25 protein-coding genes are annotated in these 23,999 nt (G+C 67.1%); 13 read left to right on the plus strand and 12 right to left on the minus strand.

What is annotated here, in order from left to right:
* The first annotated feature begins 65 nt into the window (after window positions 1–65).
* Window positions 66–1,115: a pyruvate dehydrogenase (acetyl-transferring) E1 component subunit alpha gene (gene pdhA / locus ABIC65_RS02350; RefSeq protein WP_019367919.1), complete on the plus strand. Its 1,050-nt coding sequence runs from the start codon at window positions 66–68 to the stop codon at window positions 1,113–1,115.
* Window position 1,116: 1 nt separating this feature from the next.
* Window positions 1,117–2,499 (plus strand): pyruvate dehydrogenase complex E1 component subunit beta, encoded by a 1,383-nt coding sequence (locus tag ABIC65_RS02355; protein ID WP_354306571.1) that lies wholly within the window; start codon window positions 1,117–1,119, stop codon window positions 2,497–2,499.
* Window positions 2,500–2,559: 60 nt separating this feature from the next.
* Here ABIC65_RS02355 and ABIC65_RS02360 read toward each other — a convergent pair whose 3' ends face one another.
* The 3 genes from ABIC65_RS02360 to ABIC65_RS02370 are packed head-to-tail and all read right to left on the minus strand — an operon-like array spanning window position 2,560 to window position 5,800.
* Window positions 2,560–3,294 carry a TadE/TadG family type IV pilus assembly protein gene (locus ABIC65_RS02360; RefSeq protein WP_354306572.1) on the minus strand — a complete coding sequence of 245 codons (735 nt, stop codon included), beginning with the start codon at window positions 3,292–3,294 and terminating at the stop codon, window positions 2,560–2,562.
* Window positions 3,291–3,866, minus strand: coding sequence for a TadE/TadG family type IV pilus assembly protein (locus ABIC65_RS02365; protein WP_354306573.1), 576 nt, complete (start codon window positions 3,864–3,866; stop codon window positions 3,291–3,293). The genes ABIC65_RS02360 and ABIC65_RS02365 overlap by 4 nt, the downstream gene beginning before the upstream one ends.
* On the minus strand, window positions 3,863–5,800 hold the full coding sequence (locus tag ABIC65_RS02370) for a TadE/TadG family type IV pilus assembly protein (RefSeq protein ID WP_354306574.1): 1,938 nt from the start codon (window positions 5,798–5,800) through the stop codon (window positions 3,863–3,865). Before ABIC65_RS02370 ends, ABIC65_RS02365 begins: the two co-directional genes overlap by 4 nt.
* 75 nt (window positions 5,801–5,875) lie before the next feature.
* Between ABIC65_RS02370 and ABIC65_RS02375 the strand changes: the two genes are divergently transcribed.
* Together ABIC65_RS02375 and ABIC65_RS02380 are read left to right on the plus strand one after the other, a co-directional pair.
* A complete protein-coding gene (locus ABIC65_RS02375; protein WP_354306575.1) occupies window positions 5,876–6,556 on the plus strand; it encodes a squalene/phytoene synthase family protein in 681 nt (226 codons plus the stop codon).
* A 59-nt stretch (window positions 6,557–6,615) separates the two neighbouring features.
* The gene (locus tag ABIC65_RS02380) at window positions 6,616–7,107 is read left to right on the plus strand and encodes an EF-hand domain-containing protein (protein ID WP_354306576.1); all 492 of its coding nucleotides are present in this window, start codon (window positions 6,616–6,618) and stop codon (window positions 7,105–7,107) included.
* A gap of 4 nt (window positions 7,108–7,111) precedes the next feature.
* Here ABIC65_RS02380 and ABIC65_RS02385 read toward each other — a convergent pair whose 3' ends face one another.
* Together ABIC65_RS02385 and purF are read right to left on the minus strand one after the other, a co-directional pair.
* A complete protein-coding gene (locus ABIC65_RS02385) occupies window positions 7,112–7,822 on the minus strand; it encodes an SDR family NAD(P)-dependent oxidoreductase (RefSeq protein WP_354306577.1) in 711 nt (236 codons plus the stop codon).
* Window positions 7,823–7,826: 4 nt separating this feature from the next.
* On the minus strand, window positions 7,827–9,290 hold the full coding sequence (gene purF / locus ABIC65_RS02390) for an amidophosphoribosyltransferase (protein WP_354306578.1): 1,464 nt from the start codon (window positions 9,288–9,290) through the stop codon (window positions 7,827–7,829).
* Window positions 9,291–9,421: 131 nt separating this feature from the next.
* On the opposite strand from purF, the gene ABIC65_RS02395 reads away from it, so the two are divergent.
* Complete coding sequence (locus ABIC65_RS02395; protein ID WP_354306579.1) at window positions 9,422–9,670, plus strand: DUF7218 family protein; 249 nt, start codon at window positions 9,422–9,424, stop codon at window positions 9,668–9,670.
* 6 nt (window positions 9,671–9,676) lie between these two features.
* Here ABIC65_RS02395 and ABIC65_RS02400 read toward each other — a convergent pair whose 3' ends face one another.
* Entirely contained in the window at window positions 9,677–10,810 is a 1,134-nt protein-coding gene (locus ABIC65_RS02400) for a lysozyme inhibitor LprI family protein (RefSeq protein ID WP_354306580.1), read from the minus strand.
* A gap of 93 nt (window positions 10,811–10,903) precedes the next feature.
* Here ABIC65_RS02400 and hisI point away from each other — a divergent pair, with 93 nt between their 5' ends.
* The 5 genes from hisI to ABIC65_RS02425 all read left to right on the plus strand — a co-directional run bounded on the left by hisI (window position 10,904) and on the right by ABIC65_RS02425 (window position 14,502).
* Window positions 10,904–11,266, plus strand: a complete 363-nt coding sequence (hisI, locus tag ABIC65_RS02405; RefSeq protein WP_010544966.1) for a phosphoribosyl-AMP cyclohydrolase — start codon at window positions 10,904–10,906, stop codon at window positions 11,264–11,266.
* Window positions 11,263–11,760, plus strand: coding sequence for a hypothetical protein (locus ABIC65_RS02410; RefSeq protein WP_354306581.1), 498 nt, complete (start codon window positions 11,263–11,265; stop codon window positions 11,758–11,760). The genes hisI and ABIC65_RS02410 overlap by 4 nt, the downstream gene beginning before the upstream one ends.
* Window positions 11,761–11,830: 70 nt before the next feature.
* Entirely contained in the window at window positions 11,831–12,199 is a 369-nt protein-coding gene (locus tag ABIC65_RS02415; RefSeq protein ID WP_354306582.1) for a hypothetical protein, read from the plus strand.
* A gap of 45 nt (window positions 12,200–12,244) precedes the next feature.
* Window positions 12,245–12,673 carry a MerR family transcriptional regulator gene (locus ABIC65_RS02420; RefSeq protein ID WP_121077308.1) on the plus strand — a complete coding sequence of 143 codons (429 nt, stop codon included), beginning with the start codon at window positions 12,245–12,247 and terminating at the stop codon, window positions 12,671–12,673.
* 26 nt (window positions 12,674–12,699) lie between these two features.
* Window positions 12,700–14,502 carry an acyl-CoA dehydrogenase C-terminal domain-containing protein gene (locus ABIC65_RS02425; RefSeq protein ID WP_354306583.1) on the plus strand — a complete coding sequence of 601 codons (1,803 nt, stop codon included), beginning with the start codon at window positions 12,700–12,702 and terminating at the stop codon, window positions 14,500–14,502.
* Here ABIC65_RS02425 and ABIC65_RS02430 read toward each other — a convergent pair.
* On the minus strand, window positions 14,499–15,809 hold the full coding sequence (locus ABIC65_RS02430; RefSeq protein ID WP_354306584.1) for a cell wall hydrolase: 1,311 nt from the start codon (window positions 15,807–15,809) through the stop codon (window positions 14,499–14,501). The genes ABIC65_RS02425 and ABIC65_RS02430 overlap by 4 nt on opposite strands.
* A gap of 202 nt (window positions 15,810–16,011) precedes the next feature.
* Between ABIC65_RS02430 and ABIC65_RS02435 the strand changes: the two genes are divergently transcribed.
* Together ABIC65_RS02435 and ABIC65_RS02440 are read left to right on the plus strand one after the other, a co-directional pair.
* A complete protein-coding gene (locus ABIC65_RS02435) occupies window positions 16,012–17,829 on the plus strand; it encodes a cation:proton antiporter (protein WP_354306585.1) in 1,818 nt (605 codons plus the stop codon).
* Window positions 17,826–18,458 carry an OmpA family protein gene (locus ABIC65_RS02440; RefSeq protein WP_354306586.1) on the plus strand — a complete coding sequence of 211 codons (633 nt, stop codon included), beginning with the start codon at window positions 17,826–17,828 and terminating at the stop codon, window positions 18,456–18,458. The genes ABIC65_RS02435 and ABIC65_RS02440 overlap by 4 nt, the downstream gene beginning before the upstream one ends.
* A 136-nt stretch (window positions 18,459–18,594) precedes the next feature.
* Here ABIC65_RS02440 and cysK read toward each other — a convergent pair whose 3' ends face one another.
* From cysK to ABIC65_RS02465, 5 genes are all read right to left on the minus strand, one after another.
* Entirely contained in the window at window positions 18,595–19,515 is a 921-nt protein-coding gene (cysK, locus tag ABIC65_RS02445) for a cysteine synthase A (protein ID WP_354306587.1), read from the minus strand.
* Window positions 19,512–20,834 carry an MFS transporter gene (locus tag ABIC65_RS02450; protein ID WP_354306588.1) on the minus strand — a complete coding sequence of 441 codons (1,323 nt, stop codon included), beginning with the start codon at window positions 20,832–20,834 and terminating at the stop codon, window positions 19,512–19,514. Before ABIC65_RS02450 ends, cysK begins: the two co-directional genes overlap by 4 nt.
* A 65-nt stretch (window positions 20,835–20,899) precedes the next feature.
* Entirely contained in the window at window positions 20,900–22,294 is a 1,395-nt protein-coding gene (locus ABIC65_RS02455; RefSeq protein WP_354306589.1) for an MFS transporter, read from the minus strand.
* A gap of 224 nt (window positions 22,295–22,518) precedes the next feature.
* On the minus strand, window positions 22,519–22,713 hold the full coding sequence (locus tag ABIC65_RS02460; RefSeq protein WP_093295138.1) for a YdcH family protein: 195 nt from the start codon (window positions 22,711–22,713) through the stop codon (window positions 22,519–22,521).
* A 236-nt stretch (window positions 22,714–22,949) separates the two neighbouring features.
* On the minus strand, window positions 22,950–23,474 hold the full coding sequence (locus tag ABIC65_RS02465) for a glycine zipper 2TM domain-containing protein (protein WP_354306590.1): 525 nt from the start codon (window positions 23,472–23,474) through the stop codon (window positions 22,950–22,952).
* A 197-nt stretch (window positions 23,475–23,671) separates the two neighbouring features.
* Between ABIC65_RS02465 and ABIC65_RS02470 the strand changes: the two genes are divergently transcribed.
* Window positions 23,672–23,995, plus strand: a complete 324-nt coding sequence (locus ABIC65_RS02470; RefSeq protein ID WP_354306591.1) for a WYL domain-containing protein — start codon at window positions 23,672–23,674, stop codon at window positions 23,993–23,995.
* The last annotated feature ends 4 nt before the right edge of the window (window positions 23,996–23,999 follow it).

The raw sequence follows: 23,999 nt of genomic DNA on the forward strand, positions 1-23,999 counted from the left end.
AAGCCTTGCGAAAACGCGCGTATAGGCACCCGCCTTTCCCCTCCCCGGATGAGGAATATCTGATCGTGGCCAAAGCACCGGCACGCAACGCACCCACCCCACCCGCCGTACCGAATCGCGAGCGGCCCAGCGAACCGGAACGGTTCAAGGCCTCGAAGGAACAGCTGCTCGAATTCTACCGCCAGATGCTGCTGATCCGCCGCTTCGAAGAGAAGGCGGGCCAGCTCTACGGCCTCGGCTTCATCGGCGGCTTCTGCCACCTCTACATCGGCCAGGAAGCCGTTGCGGTCGGCCTGCAGTCGGCGCTGGACGGCGAGAAGGACTCGGTGATCACCGGCTATCGCGACCATGGCCACATGCTCGCCTACGGCATCGACCCCAAGGTGATCATGGCCGAGCTGACCGGTCGCGGCGCGGGTATCTCGCGCGGCAAGGGCGGCTCGATGCACATGTTCTCGACCGAGAAGAAGTTCTACGGCGGCCACGGCATCGTCGGCGCGCAGGTCTCGCTCGGCACCGGCCTCGCCTTCGCGCACAAGTATAACGAGGATGGCGGCGTCGCCATGGCCTATTTCGGCGACGGCGCCGCGAACCAGGGCCAGGTGTATGAGTCGTTCAACATGGCCGAGCTGTGGAAGCTCCCGATCATCTACGTGATCGAGAACAACCAGTACGCCATGGGCACCAGCGTCAATCGCTCCTCGGCCGAAGACCAGCTGTACAAGCGCGGCGAGAGCTTCCGCATCCCCGGCATCCAGGTGGACGGCATGGACGTGCTCGCCTGCCGCGGTGCGGCCGAAGAGGCGCTCGCCTGGGTGCGCGCTGGCAAGGGCCCGATCATCCTCGAGATGAAGACCTATCGCTATCGCGGCCACTCGATGTCCGATCCGGCCAAGTATCGCAGCCGCGAGGAAGTCCAGTCGGTCCGCGACAAGTCGGATCCGATCGAGGCGGTGAAGCGCGAGCTCGAGACGATGGGCGTCACCGAAGAGCAGCTCAAGCCGCTCGAGGCGGAGATCCGCAAGATCGTGAACGAATCGGCGGACTTTGCCGAACAGACGCCGGAACCCGATCCGGCCGAACTCTATACCGACGTGCTGGTGGAGACCTACTGAGATGGCGATCGAACTCAAGATGCCGGCACTCTCGCCGACCATGGAAGAGGGCACGCTCGCCAAGTGGCTCGTCAAGGAAGGTGACGTCGTGAAGTCCGGCGACATCCTCGCCGAGATCGAGACCGACAAGGCGACGATGGAATTCGAAGCCGTCGACGAAGGCACGATCGCCAAGATCCTGGTCGCCGAGGGCACGGATAACGTGAAGGTCGGCACCGTGATCGCGATGATCGCGGGCGAGGGCGAGGATGCCTCGACCGCCGCTGCCGCGCCGGCGCCCGCCAGCCAGCAGACCGAGCCGACCCCGGCGCCGGCAAAGGCTCCGGAAACCGGCACTGCCCAGCTGACCGCCGCGGTCGAGAAGACCCGCCCGGCCGATCCCGCCGTGCCCGCCGGCACCGAGATGGTGAAGACCACGGTGCGCGAAGCGCTGCGCGACGCGATGGCCGAGGAAATGCGCGCCGACCCGCGCATCTTCGTGATGGGCGAGGAAGTCGCCGAGTATCAGGGCGCCTACAAGGTGACCCAGGGCCTGCTCGACGAATTCGGCCCCAAGCGCGTCATCGACACGCCGATCACCGAATATGGCTTTGCCGGCGTCGGCACCGGTGCGGCGATGGGCGGCCTCAAGCCGATCATCGAGTTCATGACGTTCAACTTCGCCATGCAGGCGATCGACCACATCATCAACTCGGCGGCCAAGACCAACTACATGTCCGGCGGCCAGATGCGCTGCCCGATCGTGTTCCGTGGTCCGAACGGATCGGCAAGCCGCGTCGGCGCGCAGCACAGCCAGAACTATGCGCCCTGGTATGCCAGCGTCCCCGGCCTGATCGTGATCGCGCCCTATGACTCGGCCGATGCCAAGGGCCTGCTCAAGGCAGCGATCCGCAGCCAGGATCCGGTCGTGTTCCTCGAGAACGAGCTGATGTACGGCCGCAGCTTCGAGGTGCCGAAGCTCGACGATTACGTCCTGCCGATCGGCAAGGCGCGGATCGTGCGCGAGGGCAAGGACGTGACGCTGGTCAGCTACTCGATCGGCGTGGGCGTGGCCCTCGAAGCCGCCGAGAAGCTGGCGGCCGAGGGCGTCGACGCCGAGGTAATCGACCTGCGCACGCTGCGCCCGCTCGACAAGCAGACCGTGCTGGAGAGCCTGAAGAAGACCAACCGCATCGTGGTGGTCGAGGAAGGTTGGCCGGTCTGCTCGATCGCGTCGGAAATCGCGGCGTTCGTGATGGAAGAGGGCTTCGACGACCTCGACGCGCCGGTGCTGCGCGTGACCAACGAGGACGTGCCGCTGCCTTATGCCGCGAACCTCGAGAAGCTCGCGATGGTGACCGCCGACAAGGCCGTCGCGGTCGTCAAGAAGGTCACCTATCGCTGATCTTCTGCCAGCGAGCAGAAAACAGGCCCGTCCGACATCCCGTCGGGCGGGCCTTTTTCGTCAGGCGCCGTAAAGGTCGCAGGTGGAGCGGTTGGTGGCCGGCGCGGGATTGTAGACCTGGCCGTAATCGCGGTTGTCGCGGACCACGAACGAGGCGACGTAGCGCATCGTCTTCGTGCTGGTGAACCAGCCTTTGCCGACCAGCGGCGTGTAGAGATAGTTGATCTCGACGAACATCACTCCCGAGTCGGTCGGTGCGCTTACCTGCGCGCCGTTCTCGCCCATCCCGTTGGGGGCGAGCGTGCCGGGGTGCTGGCTGCTGTTGTCGCCGGAGCTGGCGGTATTCACGCCGGCGGTCGGATCGTAGGTGACGCCGTCGGCCTTCACCGTCTTGCCGTAATGCGAGTCGTAGGTCGCGCCGCCCTTCAGGCCGATGCAGCGCTGCCAGTGGATGCGCTGCGTGCCGCCGCTATTCTCCAGGCTGGACAGCGTGATGCGGCCGTTGGCGGTGAGGTTGAGCGGCGTGCCCTGCTGCTTGGCGGCGAGCAGCACGTCGTTGATATCGACCTCGCGCAGCTGGGTGAAACCCGTGCCCTTGAACTCGCCGACCCGGCTGGCATTGTCGGCCAGCGCCAGCGCGATCTGGCTCAGCCGCTGGTTGGTGATCGCATAGTTGGTGAGCTCGGTCGCCCAGAGCCCGGCGGTCAGCACGATCGGCAGCCCGAGCGCGAATTCGAGCAGCGCGGCACCCGAGCGCGCGGCGATCAGCCGGCGGAGCAGCGGGCGCGGGCTCATGAGCAGGAGATCTTCTGCGGCATCGGGATCGACTGGGTGCCGTAGGGCTGGTTCTTGAAGCGAGTCGCGGCGGTAAGCACCACCTGGTTGCTCAGCCCGATCAGCCGCGCGACGGGGAAGATGCGGGTGTAGGTAGCCGTTACCTTGTAGATGGTGACGTCGCTGGCGCCGCCCTGGCCGGCGCGGCCGGGATCCATGTCCCACTGGCCGTTGCCGTTGATGTCGGTGAAGCACTCGCCGAAATCATATTTGTTGTTGCCGTTGCCGTCGACGAAGTCCTCGGGCTTGATCACCGAGAAGCTGGAATAGAACAGCCGGCTGGGGGTGACGGTCGCCTTGCCCGCGACCTGGCGGACGGCCGCGATCACCCGATTGTCGATGGTGGCGGTGTTGGCCGCCTCGATGGTGGAATCGCGCGCCGCCTTCTGCACCGCGCCTTCGAGCACCGCCTGGACATAGGCCTGGTAGCACAGGTCCATGAGGCCCATCAGCAGCCCCAGCAGCACCGGCAGCAGGATCGCGAACTCGACCAGCGTCGCGCCGCGTTCGTCGGACGGAAGCGGGCGGGTCATCTGCTGACCCGCAGCATCGCCACGCGCTTGGCGATCGTCTGGAAAGCGGCGTTGAGCGCGGTATTGTCCGCCGCGTAGAAGGCCTGCCCCGGCGTGGCGCATTGGGTAAGCTGGGTGGTCAGGGTCTGCCCGAACCCGACGACGAAGATCGAGATGTTGCGCGCCTTTGCGGCCGAGCAGGCGGCGAGGAAGCGGGCATAATGGTTGTTCTGCTGGGTGCTGTCGGAACAGTCCGACTGATATCCGGCCGTCGTCACGCGCTGGTCGTAGTTCTCGATGCCGTACATGCCGTACAGGCACATATTGGGCGCCATGTCGCCATCGGTCATGAACACGATGTAGCGCTTGGGCGGGTTGCGCCCGGGCCATGCCGAGGTGTCGGCTGCGAACAGGCCGGTGGGTGACAAAAGCCGTGTCCCCCAGATCATACCGGTATCGTGGTAGGTACCGCCCTGCGGCACGAAGTCGGGCGCGTTGACGTAGTTGCTGACGTCGGTCCGCGTCATCACCTTCAGCCGCTGCACCGGCTTCCCGCAGGATACCCAGCCATAGGCGATGTTCTGATAGGCGTTCAGTGGCGTATAATAGTCGAGCGTCCCGGTGCTGGTGCCATCACCATAGGGATTGGTGCTGTCGCCCGAATAGGTAAGGCTGGAATAGCCCCCGCGATAATAGACGACATCCGGCCACATCGGCCGCCATCGTGTCGCATCGCTGGAGGGAATAAGATCCGGGTTGAGGTCTGCCGGCAGGTTGGAATAGTCGAAACTGCTCGACGCTGTGGTGTTACGCTCTTCCAGGCAGCCCTGCCAACGGGAGGTTGCGCCACTGATCTTCGACGGATCGGTGATCGTGGTTCCGAGCTTGTATTGGCTCGTGTCGTAGGTGACCTTTTGGTAGCGCCAGTTCGGTTTTACGGGTTGAGCAGTCACCGTGCACGTACCGTTGTTGCTGTTCCCATTGGTGTTGGCGCTCCAGCTCACGCTGGTCACTGTGGCGCTGCCCGCCGTGGTGTAGCCTGACGCAGGATTGCGGTTGGCGTAGGCATTGCACTGGCTTTGGGTTTTGTTCGAGTAGGTGGTGGTCGTGGCCGAACCGTTGTTCGCATCACCGGCGAGCGTGCGGCTGTTATAGGTCCAGCTGTCTACGAGATAGCTTGGCGACAGTGCCGTCACCGCATAGCCGGCGTTGACGGTCGACGTGTAGGTGACGAAGCCGTAGCGCAGATGCGTTGCCGGATCGACCGCCGCGGCGAGGGTGTCGTAGAAGTTCAGCACCGCCTGGCGTAGACCTGCGATCTTCGAACCGGATTTTTCCGTCACGGCGTAGCCGGTCGTGCCATCCGGCGCCGGGCGCACATAGTTGTACACCGGCTGGCTGCAGCCGGCAGTCCCGTCCGCGGTCGTGCACGCCATCGAGCCGGTCGTATCCAGCACGAACATGATATCGGTGTCCGCGACGTCGTAGCGCGCTTCGCAATTCACCGTCAGCGCTTGGTCGCGGAAGCCCATCATGCCGGTTAGCGTCATCGGCACCGTGGCGGTGGCGGAGGCGGCGACCTGGTTCTCGCTGGTCTTGGAAGGCGTGAACGTGACCGACTTGGCGCCGAATAGCCCGAGCTTGAAATTGTTGGAAAAGAACGCGTTGGCCTGGGTCGTCGCCGCGGCGTCCAGCGTCGTCGAACTGCTCGACACCATGAACCGCCGCCCGGCAAGCGCGCCGGCGTCGCAGGCCTGCTGCAGCCGGTTCTTGACCATGTAGAGCCGCGCGGTGTCGACCGCCGAGCCGGCGATGAACAGCAAGGGGATCAGCGCAATCGCCATCATCGCCAGCGTGTTCCCGGCGACATCGCGGCGCAGGCGCGCGAGCAGCCCGCCCTGCGGGATCGTCCCGGAGAGGTGCCGCTCAAACCATTTGAGAACCGTTCTGCGCATGGCGATCGTTCGAAACCCCAGGGCGCGGGAGCCTTCGCTCTTCCGTCGCCGATCCTCCCGCCATAGAGGGAAGGGGTGAACGCTTCCCTAAACATGCCCCCCGAAGACCCCGAACGGGCGCTGATCCTGTCCTATGCCCCCGCCGCCGGGCGCCCAGCGCTCGCCGCATTGCTGGCGCTGGACGAGGCGCTGGCGCAGCTGCTGCGCACCACCAACGCGCCAGCGGTCGGCCAGCTGCGGCTCGCCTGGTGGCGCGAGGCGCTGGCCAAGCTCGACACCGCCCCGCCGCCTGCCGAGCCGGTGCTGCGCGGTCTCGCCGCCGAGCTGATGCCGCGCGGCGTCACCGGCGCGTCGCTGGTGCCGATCGTCCATGGCTGGGAAGTGCTGGTCGAGGAAGAGGCGCTCGATGGCCTGGCGCTCGCCCGCTATGGGGCGGGGCGGGGAAGCCTGTTCGTCGCGGCCGGCACCGCACTCGGCGCCGCGGGCGATCCGCTGGCGCTGGGGGGCGAGGGTTGGGCGCTGGCCGATCTCGCCCGCCATCTCGGCGACGGCGCGGAGGCCGATGCCGCCCGCAGCCTCGCCGCGCCGAAGCTGGCCGAAGCGTTGGGCCGGCGCTGGAGCCGCAATGCCCGCGCGCTGGGCGCGATGGCGCACCGCGCGCGGATGGACCTGGACCTGCCCGCGGACATGCCGCTGCCCATCGGTGCGCCCAAGCGAGTCGCGCGGCTGCTCTGGCACCGGCTCAGCGGGCGTTAGGTCTTGGCTGCATCCCCTTGAAGGTGTAGGTTGCATGCTCCTCGGGGGAGGATTGGGGCATGTGGCGATATGCGGTGGGCACCGGCGCGGCGTTGTTGCTGGCGTTCGGAGGATTTCTGCTGTTCCAGCACGGGCCGGCCCGCGGGCCGCTAGCGGCGATGCTGCAGCCCGCATCCGCCGCCGCGGGCACGGCCACGCCGCTGCCCGACGCCGCGCCCGAGGCCGATGCCAAGACCCGCGAGCAGAAGCGCTTCGACCGCTACGACAAGGACCGCAACGATGCGGTGAGCCGTGACGAATATTTCGCGGCGCGCCACAAGGCCTTCGCCAGGCTCGACACCAATGGCGACGGCAAGCTGAGCTTCGAGGAATGGGCGGCCAAGTCGATCGCCAAATTCACCGGCGCCGATGCCGACAAGTCCGGCACGCTCACTCGCACCGAGTTCGCGACCACCGCGCCGACGCGAAAGCCGGCAAGCGCCCGCTGCGCCTGCGCCAAGCCCGCGCCTGCACCAAGCCCCGCCGCCAAGGACGGGGACGACGAGAACTAGGGCGTCAGCCGACCCGTTCGAAATGGCCGCGCTCGAACCCGCCGGCCATCAGCGCGACGATGCGTTCGGCGACGACTTCGGGCGCCTTCACCGTCGCCGGATCCTCGCCCGGGAAGGCGCGGGCGCGCATCTTGGTGCGGGTGGCACCCGGATCGACGATGCCGACCCGGACCTGGCTGACATTCTCCAGCTCGTGCCCATAGCTAAGCAGCAGATTCTCGAACGCCGCCTTGGAAGCGCCGTACACGCCCCAGTACGCGCGCGGCGTGCGGCCGACGCTGGAGGTGACGCCCAGCACCCGCGCGGCCGGAGCCTTGCGCAGCATCGGATCGAACGCGGCGAGCATCGCCGCCTGTGCGCTGACGTTGAGCGTCAGCACCTTGGCGAACTCGGCGAAGTCGATCGCGTTCACCGCGCTCAGCGTGCCGAGCATGCCGGCATTGAGCACCAGCATGTCGAGCGTCGGCCAGCGCTCGCCGATCGCGCCGGCCAGGCGGCCGATCGCGTCATGTTCTGCGAGGTCGAGCGGCGCGATCGTCGCGCTTCCGCCGGCCTGGAAGATCGCGTCCTCCACTTCCTCCAGCCCGCCCGCCGTACGGGCGGTGAGGATGACATGCGCACCCGCCTTGCCGAGCGCGATCGCCGTCGCCGCGCCGATGCCGCGGCTGGCGCCGGTGACAAGGGCGGTCTGTCCCGCCAGCGGACCGTCGCTCACCGGCTCAGCCGACCTTCTCGGCGAGCAGCGCCAGCTGGTCCGGCGGCGGCGCCAGCTCGTCCTGGTCGGTCAGCGTCGTCGGATAGTCGCCGGTGAAGCAGGCGTCGCAATACTTCGGATGGATGTCCGCGCGGCGGGCCTCGCCCAGCGCCTTGTACAGGCCGTCGATCGAGACGAAGGCCAGGCTGTCGGCATGGATGAAGTCGGTCATCCCGCCCACGTCCATCTTGGCGGCGAGCAGCTTGGCGCGCTCGGGCGTGTCGACGCCGTAGAAGCAGCTGTGACGGGTCGGCGGCGAGGCGATGCGCATATGCACTTCCTTGGCGCCGGCATCGTGCATCATCTGCACGATCTTGAGGCTGGTGGTGCCGCGCACGATCGAATCGTCGATCAGCACGATGCGCTTGCCCGCGATCAGCTCGCGATTGGCATTGTGCTTCAGCTTGACGCCGAGGTGGCGGACCTTGTCGCCCGGCTGGATGAAGGTGCGGCCGACATAGTGCGAGCGGATGATGCCGAGCTCGAACGGAATGCCCGACTGCTGGGCATAGCCGATCGCCGCCGGCACGCCCGAATCGGGCACCGGCACGACGAGATCGGCCTCGACCGGCGATTCGATCGCCAGCTGCGCGCCGATCGCCTTGCGCACCGAATAGACCGAGCGGTTGTCGCTGATCGAATCGGGGCGGGAGAAATAGACATATTCGAAGATGCACGGCCGCGGCGCCTGGGGCGCGAAAGGCTTGTGGCTGGTCATCTCGCCATTGGCCTTGACGATCACCAGCTCGCCCGGCTCGACGTCGCGGACATATTGCGCGTCGCACACGTCGAGCGCGACGGTCTCCGAGGCGAACACGATCGACTCGCCCTGGCGGCCCATCACCAGCGGGCGGATGCCGAGCGGATCACGGCAGGCGATCATGCCCTCCGGCGTCATCACGATCAGCGAATACGCGCCCTCGACCTGCTTCAGCGCATCGATGAAGCGATCGATCAGCGTGCGGTACTGCGAGGTGGCGACGAGGTGGATGATCACCTCGGTATCCGAGGTCGACTGGAAGATCGCGCCGCGGCGGACGAGATCGCGCCGCAGCCGCATCGCGTTCGAGATGTTGCCGTTATGCGCCACCGCGAAGCCGCCGCTGGCCAGCTCGGCATAGAGCGGCTGGACGTTGCGGATCGCCGAGCCGCCGGTCGTTGCGTAGCGCACATGGCCGCAGGCGGCGAGGCCGGGGAGCGAGCGGATCACGTCGTCGCGATCGAAATTGCCGGCGACATGTCCCATCGCGCGATGCGTATGGAACTGATGGCCGTCCCAGCTGGTTATGCCCGCCGCCTCCTGGCCGCGGTGCTGGAGCGCGTGCAGCCCCAGCGCGACCATCGCGGCCGCGCCTTCGCTGTTGGAAACGCCGAATACGCCGCACTCTTCGCGCAGCTTGTCGTCATCGAACGGGTGTGTGGTAAGCATTGGCCCTCGGGGGGAACGGCAACGGTTGCCGGCCATATAGGCGCTTCATCCCGCTTTGTCTCCGGTCTGTAACAGCGAAAAGGACCGTTTACCCTTTTTGCAGGTTAACCCCCTGAGAAAGGAGCGCGATCATGGCCAAGGACCACGGTACGCAGATCAAGAACGACGAGCTCTACGAGAAGCTGCGGGATGAGGGCACCTCGAAGGAGAAGGCGGCGCGCATCGCCAATGCCCAGGCGAACGGCAGCCTCGATTCGGGCGGCGGCAAGCTGGACGACCGCAGCAAGGCCGAGCTGTACGACGAGGCGAAGGAGATCGGTATCGAGGGGCGGTCGAAGATGGACAAGGCCGAACTGGTGAAGGCGATCCGCAAGCACTGAGGCCTTTCAATCGCAGTTTTGCGCGTCTGCGAGGATCGCCGCCAGGGCGTTTCGGGCCGAAGTCGCGGCGGCTGCCGGCGAGCGGCCGAGGTAAGTCTGGTAATAGGTGGCAAGTTCGTGTTCGACGCCTGCCACCTCCGCCTTGCTCACGCCCTTGCGTTCCGGCAAGGCCGCTGCCTTCGTCGCCGGCGTGATACCGAGCCTTGCTGCATCGATGTGGTGGGCGAAGCCGCGATAGATCGCAAAGCGGATCGTGCCCTCGCATTGCGGCCAAGCATGATAGAGCTTGGTCTGTAGTGCCTCCAGCTGCGGCAGCGCTGGCAGGCTGGCTTGGCAGTCGTTTCCGAGCACGAAATTGTCCATCGTTGATCCGAACACCGGGCCCGTGGCGGAAAGTAGCGCGGGATGCCGAACGATTGCCACGCAAGGCAGGTCCCGCTGTATGCCGGAGAGCGAGGGTTCCTCCAGATAGGGGCCGAGAACCTGCAGCAGCGCGGCGAAGTGCCGCTCTGAAAGGAAGATATCTTCGATCTTCGTGACCGCGACGCCGTCTTGACCCGGATCACGAAGGATCGCGTTGCCGAACGACTGCTCGTCCTTCGTTTGGAGCGCGCTGAGGTAGGGCTGCAACAAGCTAGTGATCTTTGCGCGGCTGCGTGCCCGCTGTGGCGCGTTCCAATCGGCATCTATCGGCGCTTCGGACCAGAGCTGTACGGCTTCGAGAATGGGCGCGAATACAGGATCTTGCCGCCGCAGGATCGGCAGGGCGGTTGCCGGAGCAGCGATCAGCGTGGCGATTGCAAGTTCCTGGATCCGCACCGTGTAGAGCCGCTGCAGGCACCTGGAGAGCGGTTGCTCCGCCCGGGGCGTGGTGCAACTCCGCATGTTCTTCACCGCCGTGCGCTGCGCGGCAAGTTGGTTAGAAGGACCGCTCCCGAAGGCACTCCGCTTGGCCGCGGCGAACAGCTGCGCCATCTGCCGGTCAAGGCCGCTCAACGTCGGATCGGCGCAGACGGCTTTTTCGACCGCGGTGGCGGCTGCCGAGCAGGCGAAGCTAGGCCCCGCGTCAGCCTGCGATGCGGGGAGTGCAGGGGCCGGCGTGACGGCGAACGCAGCCAGGGCAAGCAGGATCAACATCATCTCCGTTCGAGCGCAGCACGCGCGAGCTTCTAAACTGCTCCATCGGGACATGCCAGGGATGACGCTCGCCGCGAACCCCGCTACAGCGCGCGCGTGACCGATATCCGCGAAACGGGCGCCACGCTCGACCCGAAATATGACGCCAACGGCCTGATCACCGCCGTCGCCACCCACGCCGCCACGGGCGAGGTGCTGATGCTCGCGCATATGAATGCCGAGGCGCTGGCGGTGACGCTGGAGACCGGCAAGGCCACCTTCTGGTCGCGCAGCCGCGGGCGGTTGTGGACCAAGGGCGAGACTTCGGGGCATTTCCTCCACGTCGTCGAGGCGCGGATCGATTGCGACCAGGATGCGCTGTGGCTGCGCGTCGAGCCGCACGGCCCCGCCTGCCACACGGGTGCACCGAGCTGCTTCTACCGCCGGATCGAGAACGGAGCGCTGGTGCGGGACGCATGAGGCGCACGGGGCTGGCGCTGCTGCTGGGGCTTGCCGCGTGCGGCGGGCCTGCCCCTGCGCCGTCTTCGGGCACCGCGGTCGATCTGGAGAATGCCGCGATCCAGCGCGGGCTGGTCCGGGATCCCAGGCATGTGAGCATCGCTGGCGCTTATGCGCGCGGGCCCGATCGGCTCTGTATCACACCGTCCGCTGCCGCCCATCGGATCGGCATCGTCATCGATTATGGCGAGGGCAATGGCTGTCGCGCCACCGGATCGGTACGCCGCGACGGCGAGGGGCTGGCGCTGACCCTCGGGCCCGAGGGCAGCTGTCGCTTCACCGCGCGCTATGACGGCGATCATCTCGCGCTGCCGGGCGCGTTGCCCAAGGCCTGCGCGCAGCTCTGCACCGGCCGAGCGGCGCTTGCGGGGGCGCAGTTCGCGCGGCTCGGCGAGTCGGTGCCCGAGGCCCAGGCGATGCGCGATACCGAGGGCCACGCGCTCTGCGGGGAGTAGACGCGGCGGTCGCGTGTGATACTCTTCTGAAGTGTAGCCGATGCCTTCTGGCAGCCATGGGAGAGAGCCGATGCGTGTTCTGGTCCTTGCGAGCGCAGCCTGCCTGGTGGCGGCCTTCCCTGCCGCCGCCCAGATCTGGGGCGGACCCGTTCCCTCCAGCGTCGGCGGCAGCTTCGCCGGACGGGGAATCCATGTCCCGGCGCGGCCACGGTCGGCGCGCAGCGAGATACGCGCCGGCGAACGCAGCGGCCAGCTGACCCGCGGCGAAGCGCGTCAGCTCGGGCGCGCGGACACCGTCAACAGCAACATTGCCGAGCGGCTTTCGAGCGACGGGCTCACCGAAAGCGAGGCCGCGGAACTCGAAATCCGTGCCATCGTCCTCCACGAGGATATCGTCCGCGCCCGCTTCAACGGCGACGCCAAGCCGCCGAAGAACTAGTGCGCGCCACTTGACGTTCACGTAAGGGTAAACTACAAAGGCAGCATGACCGCTGCTGCCGCTCCGATCGAGGCCCTGGCGCCGATCGAACCGCGTCCCGACCGCGACGCCTTTTCCATTTCCGACCTGTGCGCCGAATTCGGGGTGACCCCGCGCGCGCTGCGCTTCTACGAGGATGAGGGGCTGATCGCGCCCGAGCGGCGCGGCACCCAGCGCATCTACACGCACCGCGACCGTGCCCGGCTCGCCTGGATCCTGCGCGGCAAGCGCGTCGGGTTCAGCCTGGGCGAGATCAAGGAGATGATCGATCTCTACGATCTCGGCGACGGCCGCCGCGTCCAGCGCCAGGTGACGCTGGAGCGGTGCATGGACCGCATCCGCCATCTCGAAGCGCAGAAGCGCGACATCGACGCGCACATCGCCGAGCTCGCGCAGTTCGTCGACCTGATCAAAAGCAAAGACAACGAACACTAAGAACAACGAACGCTGAGGAACCTGAAATGCCGCAGTTTACCCCGCCCGTGCGCGACACGCGCTTCGTCCTCGATCGGGTCATCGGTCTCGATCGCTACACCAACCTGCCGCACTTCCAGGCAGCGACGCCCGACGTGGTCGATGCGGTGCTGGAAGAAGGCGGCAAGTTCGTCGCCGAGGTGCTGTTCCCGATCAACCATAGCGGCGACCAGCAGGGCTGCACCCGCCATCCCGACGGCAGCGTGACGACGCCGGAGGGCTTCAAGGAAGCGTACCAGCAGTTCGTCGAGAGCGGCTGGGGCACGCTGAGCGCGCCCGCCGAATATGGCGGCCAGGCGATGCCGCATGTCGTCGCGACGGCGTTCGAGGAATATATGATCGCCTCCAACATGGCCTTCGCCATGTATCCGGGCCTCACCCACGGCGCGATCGCGGCGCTGCTGGTCAAGGGCTCGGACGAGCAGAAGGCCAAGTATGTCCCCAAGATGGTCTCGGGCGAATGGGGCGGCACGATGAACCTGACCGAGCCCCAGTGCGGCACCGATCTCGGCCTCATCAAGACCAAGGCTGAGCCCAACCCGGACGGCTCCTACAGCATCACCGGCACCAAGATCTTTATCTCGTCGGGCGAGCACGACCTGACCAGCAACATCATCCATCTGGTGCTGGCCAAGACGCCGGGCGCGCCGGACAGCACCAAGGGCATCTCGCTGTTCGTGGTGCCCAAGTTCCTGGTCAACGACGACGGCTCGCTCGGCGCGCGCAACGGCGTGAGCTGCGGCTCGATCGAGCACAAGATGGGCATCCATGCCAATTCGACCTGCGTGATGAACTATGACGGCGCCACGGGCTGGCTGGTCGGCGACGAGATGAAGGGCCTCGCCGCGATGTTCATCATGATGAACGCCGCGCGGCTGGGTGTCGGCCTGCAGGGCCTCGGCATCGCCGAAGTCGCGATGCAGAATGCGGTCCAGTACGCCGGCGACCGCCGCCAGGGTCGCGCGCTGACCGGTCCTGCCGAGCCGACCGAGAAGGCCGACACGCTGTTCGTCCACCCCGACGTCCGCCGCATGCTGATGGAAGCGAAGGCGCAGATCGAGGGGCTGCGCGCGCTGTGCCTGTGGGGCGCGCTCCAGGTCGACATGGAGCATGCCGCCGCAACCGAGGAGGAGCGTCAGCTCGCCGGGGACCTGATCGGTCTGCTGACTCCGGTGATCAAGGGCGTCGGCACCGATATCGGCTACAAGGTCGCGACCGATTGCCAGCAGGTCTATGGCGGACATGGCTATATCGCCGAATGGGGCATGGAGCAGTATGTCCGCGATGCCCGCATCGCGATGATCTACGAAGGCACCAACGGCGTGCAGGCGATGGATCTGGTCGGCCGCAAGCTGGCGCTGAACGGCGGCCGGGCGGTGCAGGCCTTCTTCCGCGTCGTGAGCGAGGAAGTCGCGGCAGCCAAGGGCGATGCGAAGCTCGCGGGCTTTGCCGAGGCGCTGGAGAAGGCGCTCGGCCACCTGCAGGGCGCGACGATGTGGCTGGCGCAGAACGGGTTCAAGAACCCGAACGAGGTCGGCGCGGGCGCCTATCCGTACATGCAGCTGACCGGCCTGGTCGCGCTCGGCTTGATGTGGCTGCGCATGGCCAAGGCTGCGAGCGAGGCGCTGGCACAGGGGGCCGAGGACGTCGCCTTCCTCGAGGCCAAGCTGGTCACCGCGCGCTTCTATGCCGAGCGGTTCCTGCCCGATGCGAGCGGCCTGCGCCGCAAGATCGAGGCGGGCAGCGAGGCGGTGATGGCGCTCGAGCCCGAGATGTTCAAGGCAGCCTAATCGCTGCCGGGCGTTGACGAGGCCGGCGTTGCGGGAGCCGCAGCGCCGGCCTTGTTCTGTGCGGGCACTGGTTTGCGGCGGACGCCATCCAGCGGGCTAGGGCCTGTCGCTGGCGCAGGCGTCGCGACCGGCGTTGGCGTGGGTGAGGCGAACGGCTGCAGCGGGACCGCCCGGCGCATGCACTGGGTGAGTACCGGCCGCGCGAACTGCTCACAATTCCACAGCGCCTTGGCATATTTGGCGGTGTCGTCGCGGAGGTAGCTGAAGCTCATTGCCGCCGCCTGCTCGCCGGTCGGCGGGAGACGCGGGGGACGCTTGGCCGGATCGCTCCACGCCATGAACTTGCAGTAGGGGCGCTCGCCGCACGTCTTCATCGCCAGCGCTGGGAAGTTCTCCGCCGTAACGCCCTTGGGCAGGAGGATCAGGAAAACATTGGGATCGCCCGTGACCGGCGCCGGGACTGCACTTGCCGGGATTGCGGCCATGCGGGTCGCTAGGTCGGCCGGGAGATTGCTCGCCTCGTCCACGGGCAGTGCTTCGCCGAGATGCGCGGGCGAAAGCTTGCCCAGCAGCGCCACCTTGGGCTCGTCGGCAACATAGCCGCGATTGAACGCGGGCGGGGTGCCCCACCAGCCCGCCCAGCGGAAGAACAAATGGGTGTGCAGCGCGACGATCTTGTCGAGGCTCGCGCTCCAATAGGGCACCACCCAGTCGGTGTGGTAGTGCGTCGCATGGCCGACCGGGCGGAACACCGCGCCATGCAATGCCATCTTCGCGATCTCGCGGGCACGAGCCCAGGCGACCGGCGTCGGCGACCAGCGCAGCATCGCGCCGTCGCAGCTGAAGGTGAACTGGCAGCCGGTGCTGCGCTCCGATCCCTGGAACACCACGCCGCACACCGTCTTGGGGAAGGCAGGGTGGCGGACGCGGTTGAGGATCACCTGCGCGACCGCGCGCTCGCCCAGCGCATCGTCGCCCGCTTCATAGACCTCGGCTGCGGCAAGGCAGTCGACCGCGCGCTCCTGGCTATCCACCGCGCCGACGAGGTGAAAGGGCCGGGCGGCCGGATTGGGATCGGTGGAGAAGGGGATCGAGGCGTTGAACGCGCGCGCATCCTCGGGCGCCAGATCGGCGATCGCCACCGGCTCGACCGGCGGCAGCTCTTCCTTGGGCACTACCCGGTTGGGCAGCGCGACCGGCGGCACGCGGCGGGCCCGGTGCGGCATCGTGGGTGCGTTGATCACCAGCAGCGTCGGCACCACCAGCGCGGCGAGCGCGACGATGCCGAGGACGAGGCGGAGCCACAAGGGAGGAGAAGCAATGGGAGAAGCAGGCGTCACGGGCGGGTGCGATGTTCCGAAATCAGGGTGGCCGCCTGTATCCGAATGCGCCTGAACTGGGAACAACACAGTTCCGATCGCCAGCGAAACGGAACCGATGCGGCGGTGCAACCGTATTGAGGGCGGGGCGCGCAACGATTTTGCGCTTAGAAGAAGGTCTGTTCTCCGGATGCATCAACCTGCGCTCGTCATCGCGCTGATCGGTGCGCTCGGCATCGGGGCGCAGTGGATCGCCTGGCGCACCGGTTGGCCCGCGATCGCGCTGATGCTGGTCGCCGGCGTGCTCGCCGGACCCGTGGCAGGGCTGATCGAGCCGCATGCGGTATTCGGCGAACTGCTCGAGCCGATCGTCTCTATCGCCGTCGCGCTGATCCTGTTCGAGGGCGGGCTGAGCCTCAACTTCCGCGAGCTGCGCCGCACCGACGGCGCGGTCACGCGGCTGTTGGTGCTCGGCGTGCCGATCGGGTGGGGGCTTGGCACGCTGGCGCTCTATTATGCCGCCGGGCTCGTGTGGCCGGTGGCGACACTGTTCGCGGGTATCCTCGTCGTCACCGGGCCCACCGTGGTGCTGCCGCTGCTGCGCCAGAGCAATGTCGCGCAGCGTCCGCGCGCGATCCTGAAATGGGAAGCGATCGTCAACGATCCCATCGGCGCGCTGTGTGGGCTGGTGACCTATGAGTATCTCCGCCGCGCCGGGGATGGCGGCACGTTGCTCAGCGTGCTGGGCTCGCTGCTTGCGGCGAGCGTGGTCGCCGGGCTGATCGGCTATGTCGTCGCCAAGGCGATTGGCTGGGCGTTCCAGCGCGGGCATGTGCCTGAGTATCTCAAGGCGCCGGTGCTGCTGGTCGCCGTTATCGGCGTGTTCGTCGGCTCGAACCTGATCCAGCAGGAAACCGGGCTGATCACTGTGACGGTGATGGGCGTGGCGCTCGCCAACATGAAGCTGGATTCGCTCCGCGACATCCACCCGTTCAAGGAGAACGTCACCGTCCTCCTGATCTCGGGCGTGTTCGTGCTGCTCTCCGCCTCGCTCGATTTCGAGGTGCTGCGGCACTTCGAGTGGCGCTTCCTCGCGTTCCTTGCGGCGCTCTTGTTCCTGGTGCGGCCGATCACCGTGCTGCTGAGCCTCGCCTTCACCAAGGTGCCGTGGAACGAGCGGCTGCTGGTCGCCTGGATCGCGCCGCGCGGTATCGTCGCGGTGGCGATCTCGGGGCTGTTCGCGCTGCGGCTCGACAAGCTGGGATATAGCGACGGCTCGATCCTGGTGACCCTGTCCTTCGCCGTGGTGGTGGCGACGATCCTCGCGCACGGCTTCTCGATCGGCCCGGTCGCGCGGCTGCTCAAGGTGACCGGCGCCACCGAGCGCGGGCTGCTGATCGTCGGCGGCACGCCGTGGAGCCTTGCGCTCGCCGACCAGCTCCGCCAGCTCGAAGTGCCGGTGACGATCTGCGATACCAGCTGGCAGCGGCTGCGGCCAGCGCGCTCGGCGGGCATCGCCACCTATCATGGCGAGATCCTCGCCGAGGCGACCGAGGACCGGCTCGACATGTCGCAGTTCCAGGTGCTTGCCGCGACCAGCGACAACGAGGCGTATAACGCGCTGGTCTGCAACGAATTCGCCCATGAGATGGGGCGCGACAACGTCTACCAGCTCGGCAGCGGCGGCGATGACGAGGATGCGCGGACACTGCCGGAGTCGCTGCGGGGCCGCGCGCTGTTCACCAGTGGGCACGGCGTGGAAGAGATCGTCGAGCGCGATCGCGACGGCTGGAGCTTCCGCAAGACCCGGCTAACCGAGCAGTTCGACTTCGACGCCGCGAAGGCCGACCTGCCCGACGCGGCAGACATGCTGCTGCTGGTGCGCAAGGGCGGGCTGCTCCGCTTCTTCTCGCATGCCAGCCGCCCGACGCCGCAGCCCGGCGACACGATCATCTCGTACGTGCCCCCCATGCCGGCGGCGCGACGACTGCAGGAGGAGGTTGCATGAGCAGATGGGCGATGCTGGCGCTCATGGGGGTGCTGGCAGGCTGCAATGTGCGGGAGCCCGCGCGCGACAATGCGGCGGCCGAGAACAAGAGCATCCTCGCCGAGGAGGACGAGCTGGCGAACAACAGCGCTGCCGAAGCGCCCAAGTCGATCCTGCGGCCCGAAGTCGTGCCGGACGAGCCCGAAAAGCCCGTGCTGAAGCCGGCGGATCTGGTGGTGCCGTTCGGCGCCTCTGGCTACAGGCTTGACGATGCCGGCAGGAAGCTGCTCGACGAACTGCTGGGCAACGCGACCATGGCCGCGGGCGGACCGATCATGATCGGCGGCCATAGCGACACGCGCGGCAACGACCGCGACAATCTGGTCTCTTCGCGCAAGCGGGCGGAGGCGGTGCGGGACTATCTGCTGTCGAAGGGTGTGCCGGCCGAGCGGATGACGGTGATCGCGTTCGGCGAGACTCGCGCGCTGGTGCCGAATGCCAAGGCGGACGGCAGGGACGATCCGGAAGCGCGGGCGAAGAACCGGCGGGTCGAGGTGCAGGTGGCGTTGCCTGTTGCTACCGAGCCGGCGGCAGCCGTTCCGGACAACGGAGCGGTCGACGCATCGATCGTCGATTCCAAGTCGCAATAGAAAACAACGACCTGTCATCCCGGCGAAAGCCGGGATCCATTGCCTTCAGCGTCACGGCTCTTGCTGCAACCGAGTGGTGAATGGATCCCGGCTTTCGCCGGGATGACGGTGGAGGGGCAGTGCCCTCCATCGCCGGTCAGCTCTCGGGCAGGAAGTCCGGCACGCTCAGATAGCGCTCGCCGGTGTCATAGTTGAAGCCGAGCACACGCACGCCGTCGGGCAGGTCGGGGAGCTTCTGCAGGATCGCCGCGAGCGTGCCGCCCGAGGAAATGCCGACCAGCATACCCTCTTCGGCGGCCGAGCGGCGCGCCATGTCCTTGGCCACCGCTGCGTCGACCTTGATCACCCCGTCGATCGCGTCGGTGTGCAGGTTCTTCGGCACGAAGCCCGCACCGATGCCCTGGATCGGGTGCGGGCCCGGCTGGCCGCCCGAGATCACCGGCGACAGTTCCGGCTCCACCGCGAACACCTTGAGGTTCGGCCATTCCTTCTTCAGCGCCTCGGCGACGCCGGTGATGTGGCCGCCCGTGCCGACGCCGGTGATGATCACGTCGATCGGCGTGTCGCGGAAGTCGTTGAGGATTTCCTGAGCAGTCGTACGCACATGCACGTCGATGTTCGCAGCGTTTTCGAACTGCTGCGGCATCCAGGCGCCAGGCGTGCTCTCGACGATTTCGAGCGCGCGCTCGATCGCGCCCTTCATGCCCCGCTCGCGCGGGGTGAGGTCGAAGCTCGCGCCATAGGCGAGCATCAAGCGACGGCGTTCGAGCGACATGCTCTCCGGCATCACCAGAACCAGCTTGTAGCCCTTGACCGCCGCGACCATCGCCAGGCCGACGCCGGTATTGCCGCTGGTCGGCTCGACGATGGTGCCGCCGGGCTGGAGGCTGCCGTCCCTCTCAGCGGCCTCGACCATCGCCAGCGCGATGCGGTCCTTGATCGAGCCGCCCGGGTTCGAGCGCTCGGACTTGATCCACACCTCGGCGCCGGGGAACAGCTTGTTGATACGGACGTGCGGCGTGTTGCCGATCGTCTCGAGGATCGAATGGGCCTTCATGTCGTCATCTCCTTGGGAGGAACTTCGAGGGTGGCCGGGGGATCGAAGGTTCGAGCCCGCTTGAGCTCAGGGAATAGCTTCGACCACAGGACTGTGACAAGGATCGCGCCGATACCGCCGCCGATTACCGCGGCTACGGGACCGATCAGCGCGGCGAGGAAGCCGCTTTCGGCTTCGCCCAGCTCGTTGGAGCCGGAAATGAACAGGGTGGAGACCGCACCGACGCGGCCGCGCATCTCGTCCGGCGTGTAGAGCTGGATCAGCGATTGGCGGACATAGACCGAGACCATGTCAGCCGCACCCAGCACGAACAGCGCAGCGAGCGAGATCAGCACCGCAGGCGAGAGATCGGTGCCGACCGCCTTGGGGCCGAGCACCGGCACCAGCAGCGGAGCCGCCGCGCCGAACACCACCGTCGCCAGGCCGAACAGCGCGACCGCGACCAGCATCTTCACGCCCACATTGGTCTTGAGCGGGCGCCACGAGAAGAACAGGGCCGTCACCACCGCACCCAACGCAGGCGCCGCGCGAAGGTGCCCGAGGCCCTCCGATCCCACCTGCAGGATGTCGCGCGCATAGACGGGCAGCATCGCCGTCGCGCCGCCGAGCAGCACCGCGAACAGGTCCAGCGAGATCGCGCCCAGCACCAGCCGATTGCGGCGGACATAATGCAGGCCGTCGACCATCTGCGACCACGGGCTGCCGGTGAACTTGCGATTGGCGACCGGCACCGGGCCAATCAGGAACAGCATCAGCAGCGAGACGAGGAACAGCCCGCCCGATACGGCATAAGCAAGCCACGAGGCAGCCGCGTAGAGATAGCCGCCCATCGCGGGGCCGATCACGGTACCGGTCTGCCAGGCGAGCGAGCTGAGCGCGATCGCGGTCGGCAGCACGTGCTTGGGCACCAGGTTGGGTGCCAGTGCGCCGAGCGCCGGGCTCACGAACGCGCGGGCGACGCCGAGCAGCGCGGCGATGGCGAACAGCGCGGGAAGGGTGATGGTGTGCTGCCAAGTCATCCAGGCGAGTGCGAGCGCGCAGAACGCCTCCAGCGCCAACGCCGCGCGCGCGATCCAACGCCGGTCGAGCCGGTCTGCCACCCAGCCGGCAAACAGCGACAGGAACAGCAGCGGCAGAAACTGCGCCACGCCGATCATGCCGAGCTGGAATGCCGCTTCCTTGATGCTCATCGTCCGGCGGGCGATGTCGTAGACCTGCCAGCCGATCACGATCACCATCGCCATCTGCCCCAGCGTGGCGGCGAGGCGGGCGACGAAATAGGCGCGGAAATTGCCGATGGCGAACGGATGCGGTGACATGGTCTCGCTCTTGGCGCGGCGTTCGGCCCTGCGCAATGCTTCCATAGGTTGGGGGGGCTAAAGCTCTATCCCATTTGCGCGGGCTGGGCTTGGTCCGCCTCGACCTTGGCCGGGTTGCGGACCGACGGACGCAGGCGCGCGAGGCTGCAGATACCGGCGATCAGCGCCAGGCCCGCCGCGGCTAGGGCAGGCGTCATGCCCGCGCCGACGCCCATCGCCAGCAGCGCCGCGACCAATGTCGCGCCGGTGGTCTGCCCGACCATCCGCGTCGTCGAGATCAGGCCGCCGGCCGCCGCCGCGCGTTCGACCGGGGCCGAGCCGATGATCAGCCGCGCATTGGGCGACAGGAACATGCCGAACCCCGCGCCGGTCAGCGACATGCGCCAGGCGATGTCGAAATAGCTCGGGTCGTGCGGCAGGAAGGCGAGGGCGATCAGCCCGGCGATGGCTACGCCCATGCCGATCCCGCCCAGCGCGCCTGCCGGATATTTGTCGGATAGCGTGCCGGCCAGCGGGGCGACGAACATCGTCGTCAGCGGCCAGGGCGCGATCACCGCGCCCACTTCGGACGGGGCGAAGCCATAGCCGTGCTGGAGCCGGAAGGGCAGCGAGAGCAGCAGGCTCATCGTCGCGACGAAGGCGGTGAAGGCGCCGACGGTGGAAAGTGCCAGCACCGGCCGGGCGAGCAGGTCGACCGGCAGGATGGGCTCGGCCTCGCCCTGTTCGCGGCGCACGAAGATCACGCCGATCGCGATGCCCGCGATGACCACGGCGGCGGAAACCACGGGGCTGTCGCCATGCACGGCGCTTTCCGCACCCCCGATCACCAACCCGAACATCGCGGCGCACAAGACCGCTCCGAGCACGTCGAACGGCGCCTTGGACCGTGGAATGTCCGGCAGCGAGCGGCCGAGCAACAGGCTCGCGACCGCGAAGGGCACCGCGGAGGCGAACACCCAGGGCCAGGGTCCGATCGCGAGCACGAGGCCGCCCAGCGTCGGCGCGATGGCGGCCGAGACCGACACCACCACCGAATTGACGCCGAGCCCGCGCCCGAGCTGCTTGGAGGGGTAGATCTGCCGTACCAGCGCCGAAGAGACGCTGAGCGCCGCCGCCGCACCCGCCGCTTGGGCGGCGCGAACGATCAGCAGGAACGGCAGGCTCTTGGCGAAGAAGCACAGGATCGTCGCCACGGTGAAGACGATCTGCCCGATCTGGTAGAGCCGCTTGAGCCCGATCCGGTTGCCCAGCCCCGAAAAGGGCAGGAGCAGCATCACCAGCACCAGCTGGTACACCGTCACCACGGCGACGGCGGAGGAGGAGTCGACGTGCAGGTCGTGCGCGATGGTGGGGAGCGCCACGGTGGCGATGGCGCCGTCGATCACCACCAGTGCCGTGCCGAACGACACGGCGGCGATGGCGGTGAGGCGGCGGGGCATGGGAAGGCCGTCGGTTTGCATTCCGGCCTTAGTGCATCAGCACGCGCTCGGTTCCCAGCCCGGAACAACAGGGCCAAACCATGGTTTAGTCGAAAGCGAAACGACGCTTTCAGGAGATTGAAATGGGCAAGGGTATCCTATTGTGGCTGTTGGGGATTCCGCTTCCCATCATCATCCTGCTGCTGATCTTCTGGCATTGAGGATACAGGGTCCGGCGGCGACCGCCGGACCCAATCCGCCGCCGCTCAGCGCCGGCTCGGCACCAGCGCGAGCCGTGCCGCCGGCCCCGGCAGATGCAGGTGCAGCCGGTCCTTCACCGCAAGCTTGTGCTTCTTGAGCTGCGCCAGGCGAAAGGCGTCCGGCAAGCGGCGGCGCAATTCGCTGCGGATCTCGCGCTCGAGCATCCGGTGGGTAGCGATCAGGCGTTCAACAATCGTCATCGTCATGGCTCCAAATCGATGATTGCATCGATCGAGCGGCCCGATGGGAGGGTGGTGCGAGGGAGTAGGAGAACACCGCCGATCCTGCACCGAGCATGCTCGATGCGGTCCGACATCACGGGGCTTCAGGTGAAGCCGCCGCCAGAGGGGCCCGGTCCCGCAGATTCAACATAGGTGAACGTCGTCAGGGGACAAGGGGCTTCGCGACGAACCGTGCGAAGCCCCCAGCGCCTGCGTCAGCGGCAGCGCACATCCTGATTGTTCATCTGATTGTTGCGGTCGACCGAGTTGCCGATCGCGCCGCCGGCGATCGCGCCGAGCAACGTGCCGACCGTGCTCGAACGGCGGCTGGAGATGACATTGCCGAACAGGCCACCAGCGGCTGCACCGACGATCAGGCCGGTCGTGCCATCCGGGCGCTTGCAGTAATAGCGCCCGTCGTCACCGCGATAGACGCGGTCGTTCGAGCTCAGTACGCGCTCGCTGTCGCCCGGGCGATAGTAACGCGAGGGCTCGTAATCGCCTTCGTCGCGGGCGTCGATGCGCGGCGGCGGGGGCGGGGCATGGGCCAGCCAGTCGCTGTAATTGGCGTAGCGCTCCGAGGCCTGCTGGAACAGGCGATATTCACGGTCGAACCGGTCGCGCGCGGCCTCGAAACGGGCGCGCTCCTGATCCGGTGAGGAATATTGCTGCGCCGAGGCCGGCGCTGCGACCGAAAGGCCGGCGGTCGCGAGCGCAACCAGGGCCAGGACATGCTTCATGCGAGTCTCCTTCATTCACCCCGGCCGGCGCGGTGGCCGGGAACGGCGTCTCCATCTGCCCTTGCGCGTGAAGCGCGGCTGAACGAAGCTATGCGCGAAACAAAGCTGGGAGGGGAGTGTCCCATGGTATAATGCGCTTTGCGCTTGCTGCTCTGCAGCATTGGTATCATATTTGTCTCATGAACGTTAGCGCTGCCGTGACCGAAGCCCCTGTCAACAACACGCCCTTCGTGCTGGAAGGGATAGTTCGCCTGCGGTGCCTGCAGGTGACGTACAACCGCACGCGGATGATCGTCGCGCCGTACATCCTCTACACGCGCAACGAGTCGCTCTACACCGACGCCCAGATCGTCTCCCGCGAGGGCATGCTGCCGCGCGAGCCCAAGATCGCCACCTTCAAGGTCGACGGCCTAAAGGAAGTCTCGGTGCTCGATCGCGCCTTCGAGATCGGCGAGATGTTCGATCCCGAGCTCGAAAAATATGTCGGCACGACGCTGATGAAGGTCGAGCCCGCGGCCTGACCCT

The sequence above is a fragment of the Sphingomonas trueperi genome (assembly GCF_040545665.1).
GTDB lineage: Bacteria > Pseudomonadota > Alphaproteobacteria > Sphingomonadales > Sphingomonadaceae > Sphingomonas > Sphingomonas trueperi_B.

Excerpts from the sequence above, each read along its gene's own strand:
- ABIC65_RS02455 (WP_354306589.1), bottom strand. The coding sequence starts at position 22,294 with ATGCAAACCGACGGCCTTCCCATGCCCCGCCGCCTCACCGCCATCGCC.
- ABIC65_RS02450 (WP_354306588.1), bottom strand. The coding sequence starts at position 20,834 with ATGTCACCGCATCCGTTCGCCATCGGCAATTTCCGCGCCTATTTCGTC.
- ABIC65_RS02425 (WP_354306583.1), top strand. The coding sequence starts at position 12,700 with ATGCCGCAGTTTACCCCGCCCGTGCGCGACACGCGCTTCGTCCTCGAT.
- purF (WP_354306578.1), bottom strand. The coding sequence starts at position 9,290 with ATGCTTACCACACACCCGTTCGATGACGACAAGCTGCGCGAAGAGTGC.
- ABIC65_RS02465 (WP_354306590.1), bottom strand. The coding sequence starts at position 23,474 with ATGAAGCATGTCCTGGCCCTGGTTGCGCTCGCGACCGCCGGCCTTTCG.
- ABIC65_RS02410 (WP_354306581.1), top strand. The coding sequence starts at position 11,263 with ATGAGGCGCACGGGGCTGGCGCTGCTGCTGGGGCTTGCCGCGTGCGGC.
- ABIC65_RS02360 (WP_354306572.1), bottom strand. The coding sequence starts at position 3,294 with ATGAGCCCGCGCCCGCTGCTCCGCCGGCTGATCGCCGCGCGCTCGGGT.
- ABIC65_RS02395 (WP_354306579.1), top strand. The coding sequence starts at position 9,422 with ATGGCCAAGGACCACGGTACGCAGATCAAGAACGACGAGCTCTACGAG.
- ABIC65_RS02435 (WP_354306585.1), top strand. The coding sequence starts at position 16,012 with ATGCATCAACCTGCGCTCGTCATCGCGCTGATCGGTGCGCTCGGCATC.
- ABIC65_RS02460 (WP_093295138.1), bottom strand. The coding sequence starts at position 22,713 with ATGACGATTGTTGAACGCCTGATCGCTACCCACCGGATGCTCGAGCGC.
- ABIC65_RS02420 (WP_121077308.1), top strand. The coding sequence starts at position 12,245 with ATGACCGCTGCTGCCGCTCCGATCGAGGCCCTGGCGCCGATCGAACCG.
- ABIC65_RS02365 (WP_354306573.1), bottom strand. The coding sequence starts at position 3,866 with ATGACCCGCCCGCTTCCGTCCGACGAACGCGGCGCGACGCTGGTCGAG.
- ABIC65_RS02355 (WP_354306571.1), top strand. The coding sequence starts at position 1,117 with ATGGCGATCGAACTCAAGATGCCGGCACTCTCGCCGACCATGGAAGAG.
- ABIC65_RS02440 (WP_354306586.1), top strand. The coding sequence starts at position 17,826 with ATGAGCAGATGGGCGATGCTGGCGCTCATGGGGGTGCTGGCAGGCTGC.
- ABIC65_RS02370 (WP_354306574.1), bottom strand. The coding sequence starts at position 5,800 with ATGCGCAGAACGGTTCTCAAATGGTTTGAGCGGCACCTCTCCGGGACG.
- ABIC65_RS02400 (WP_354306580.1), bottom strand. The coding sequence starts at position 10,810 with ATGATGTTGATCCTGCTTGCCCTGGCTGCGTTCGCCGTCACGCCGGCC.
- cysK (WP_354306587.1), bottom strand. The coding sequence starts at position 19,515 with ATGAAGGCCCATTCGATCCTCGAGACGATCGGCAACACGCCGCACGTC.
- ABIC65_RS02380 (WP_354306576.1), top strand. The coding sequence starts at position 6,616 with ATGTGGCGATATGCGGTGGGCACCGGCGCGGCGTTGTTGCTGGCGTTC.
- ABIC65_RS02415 (WP_354306582.1), top strand. The coding sequence starts at position 11,831 with ATGCGTGTTCTGGTCCTTGCGAGCGCAGCCTGCCTGGTGGCGGCCTTC.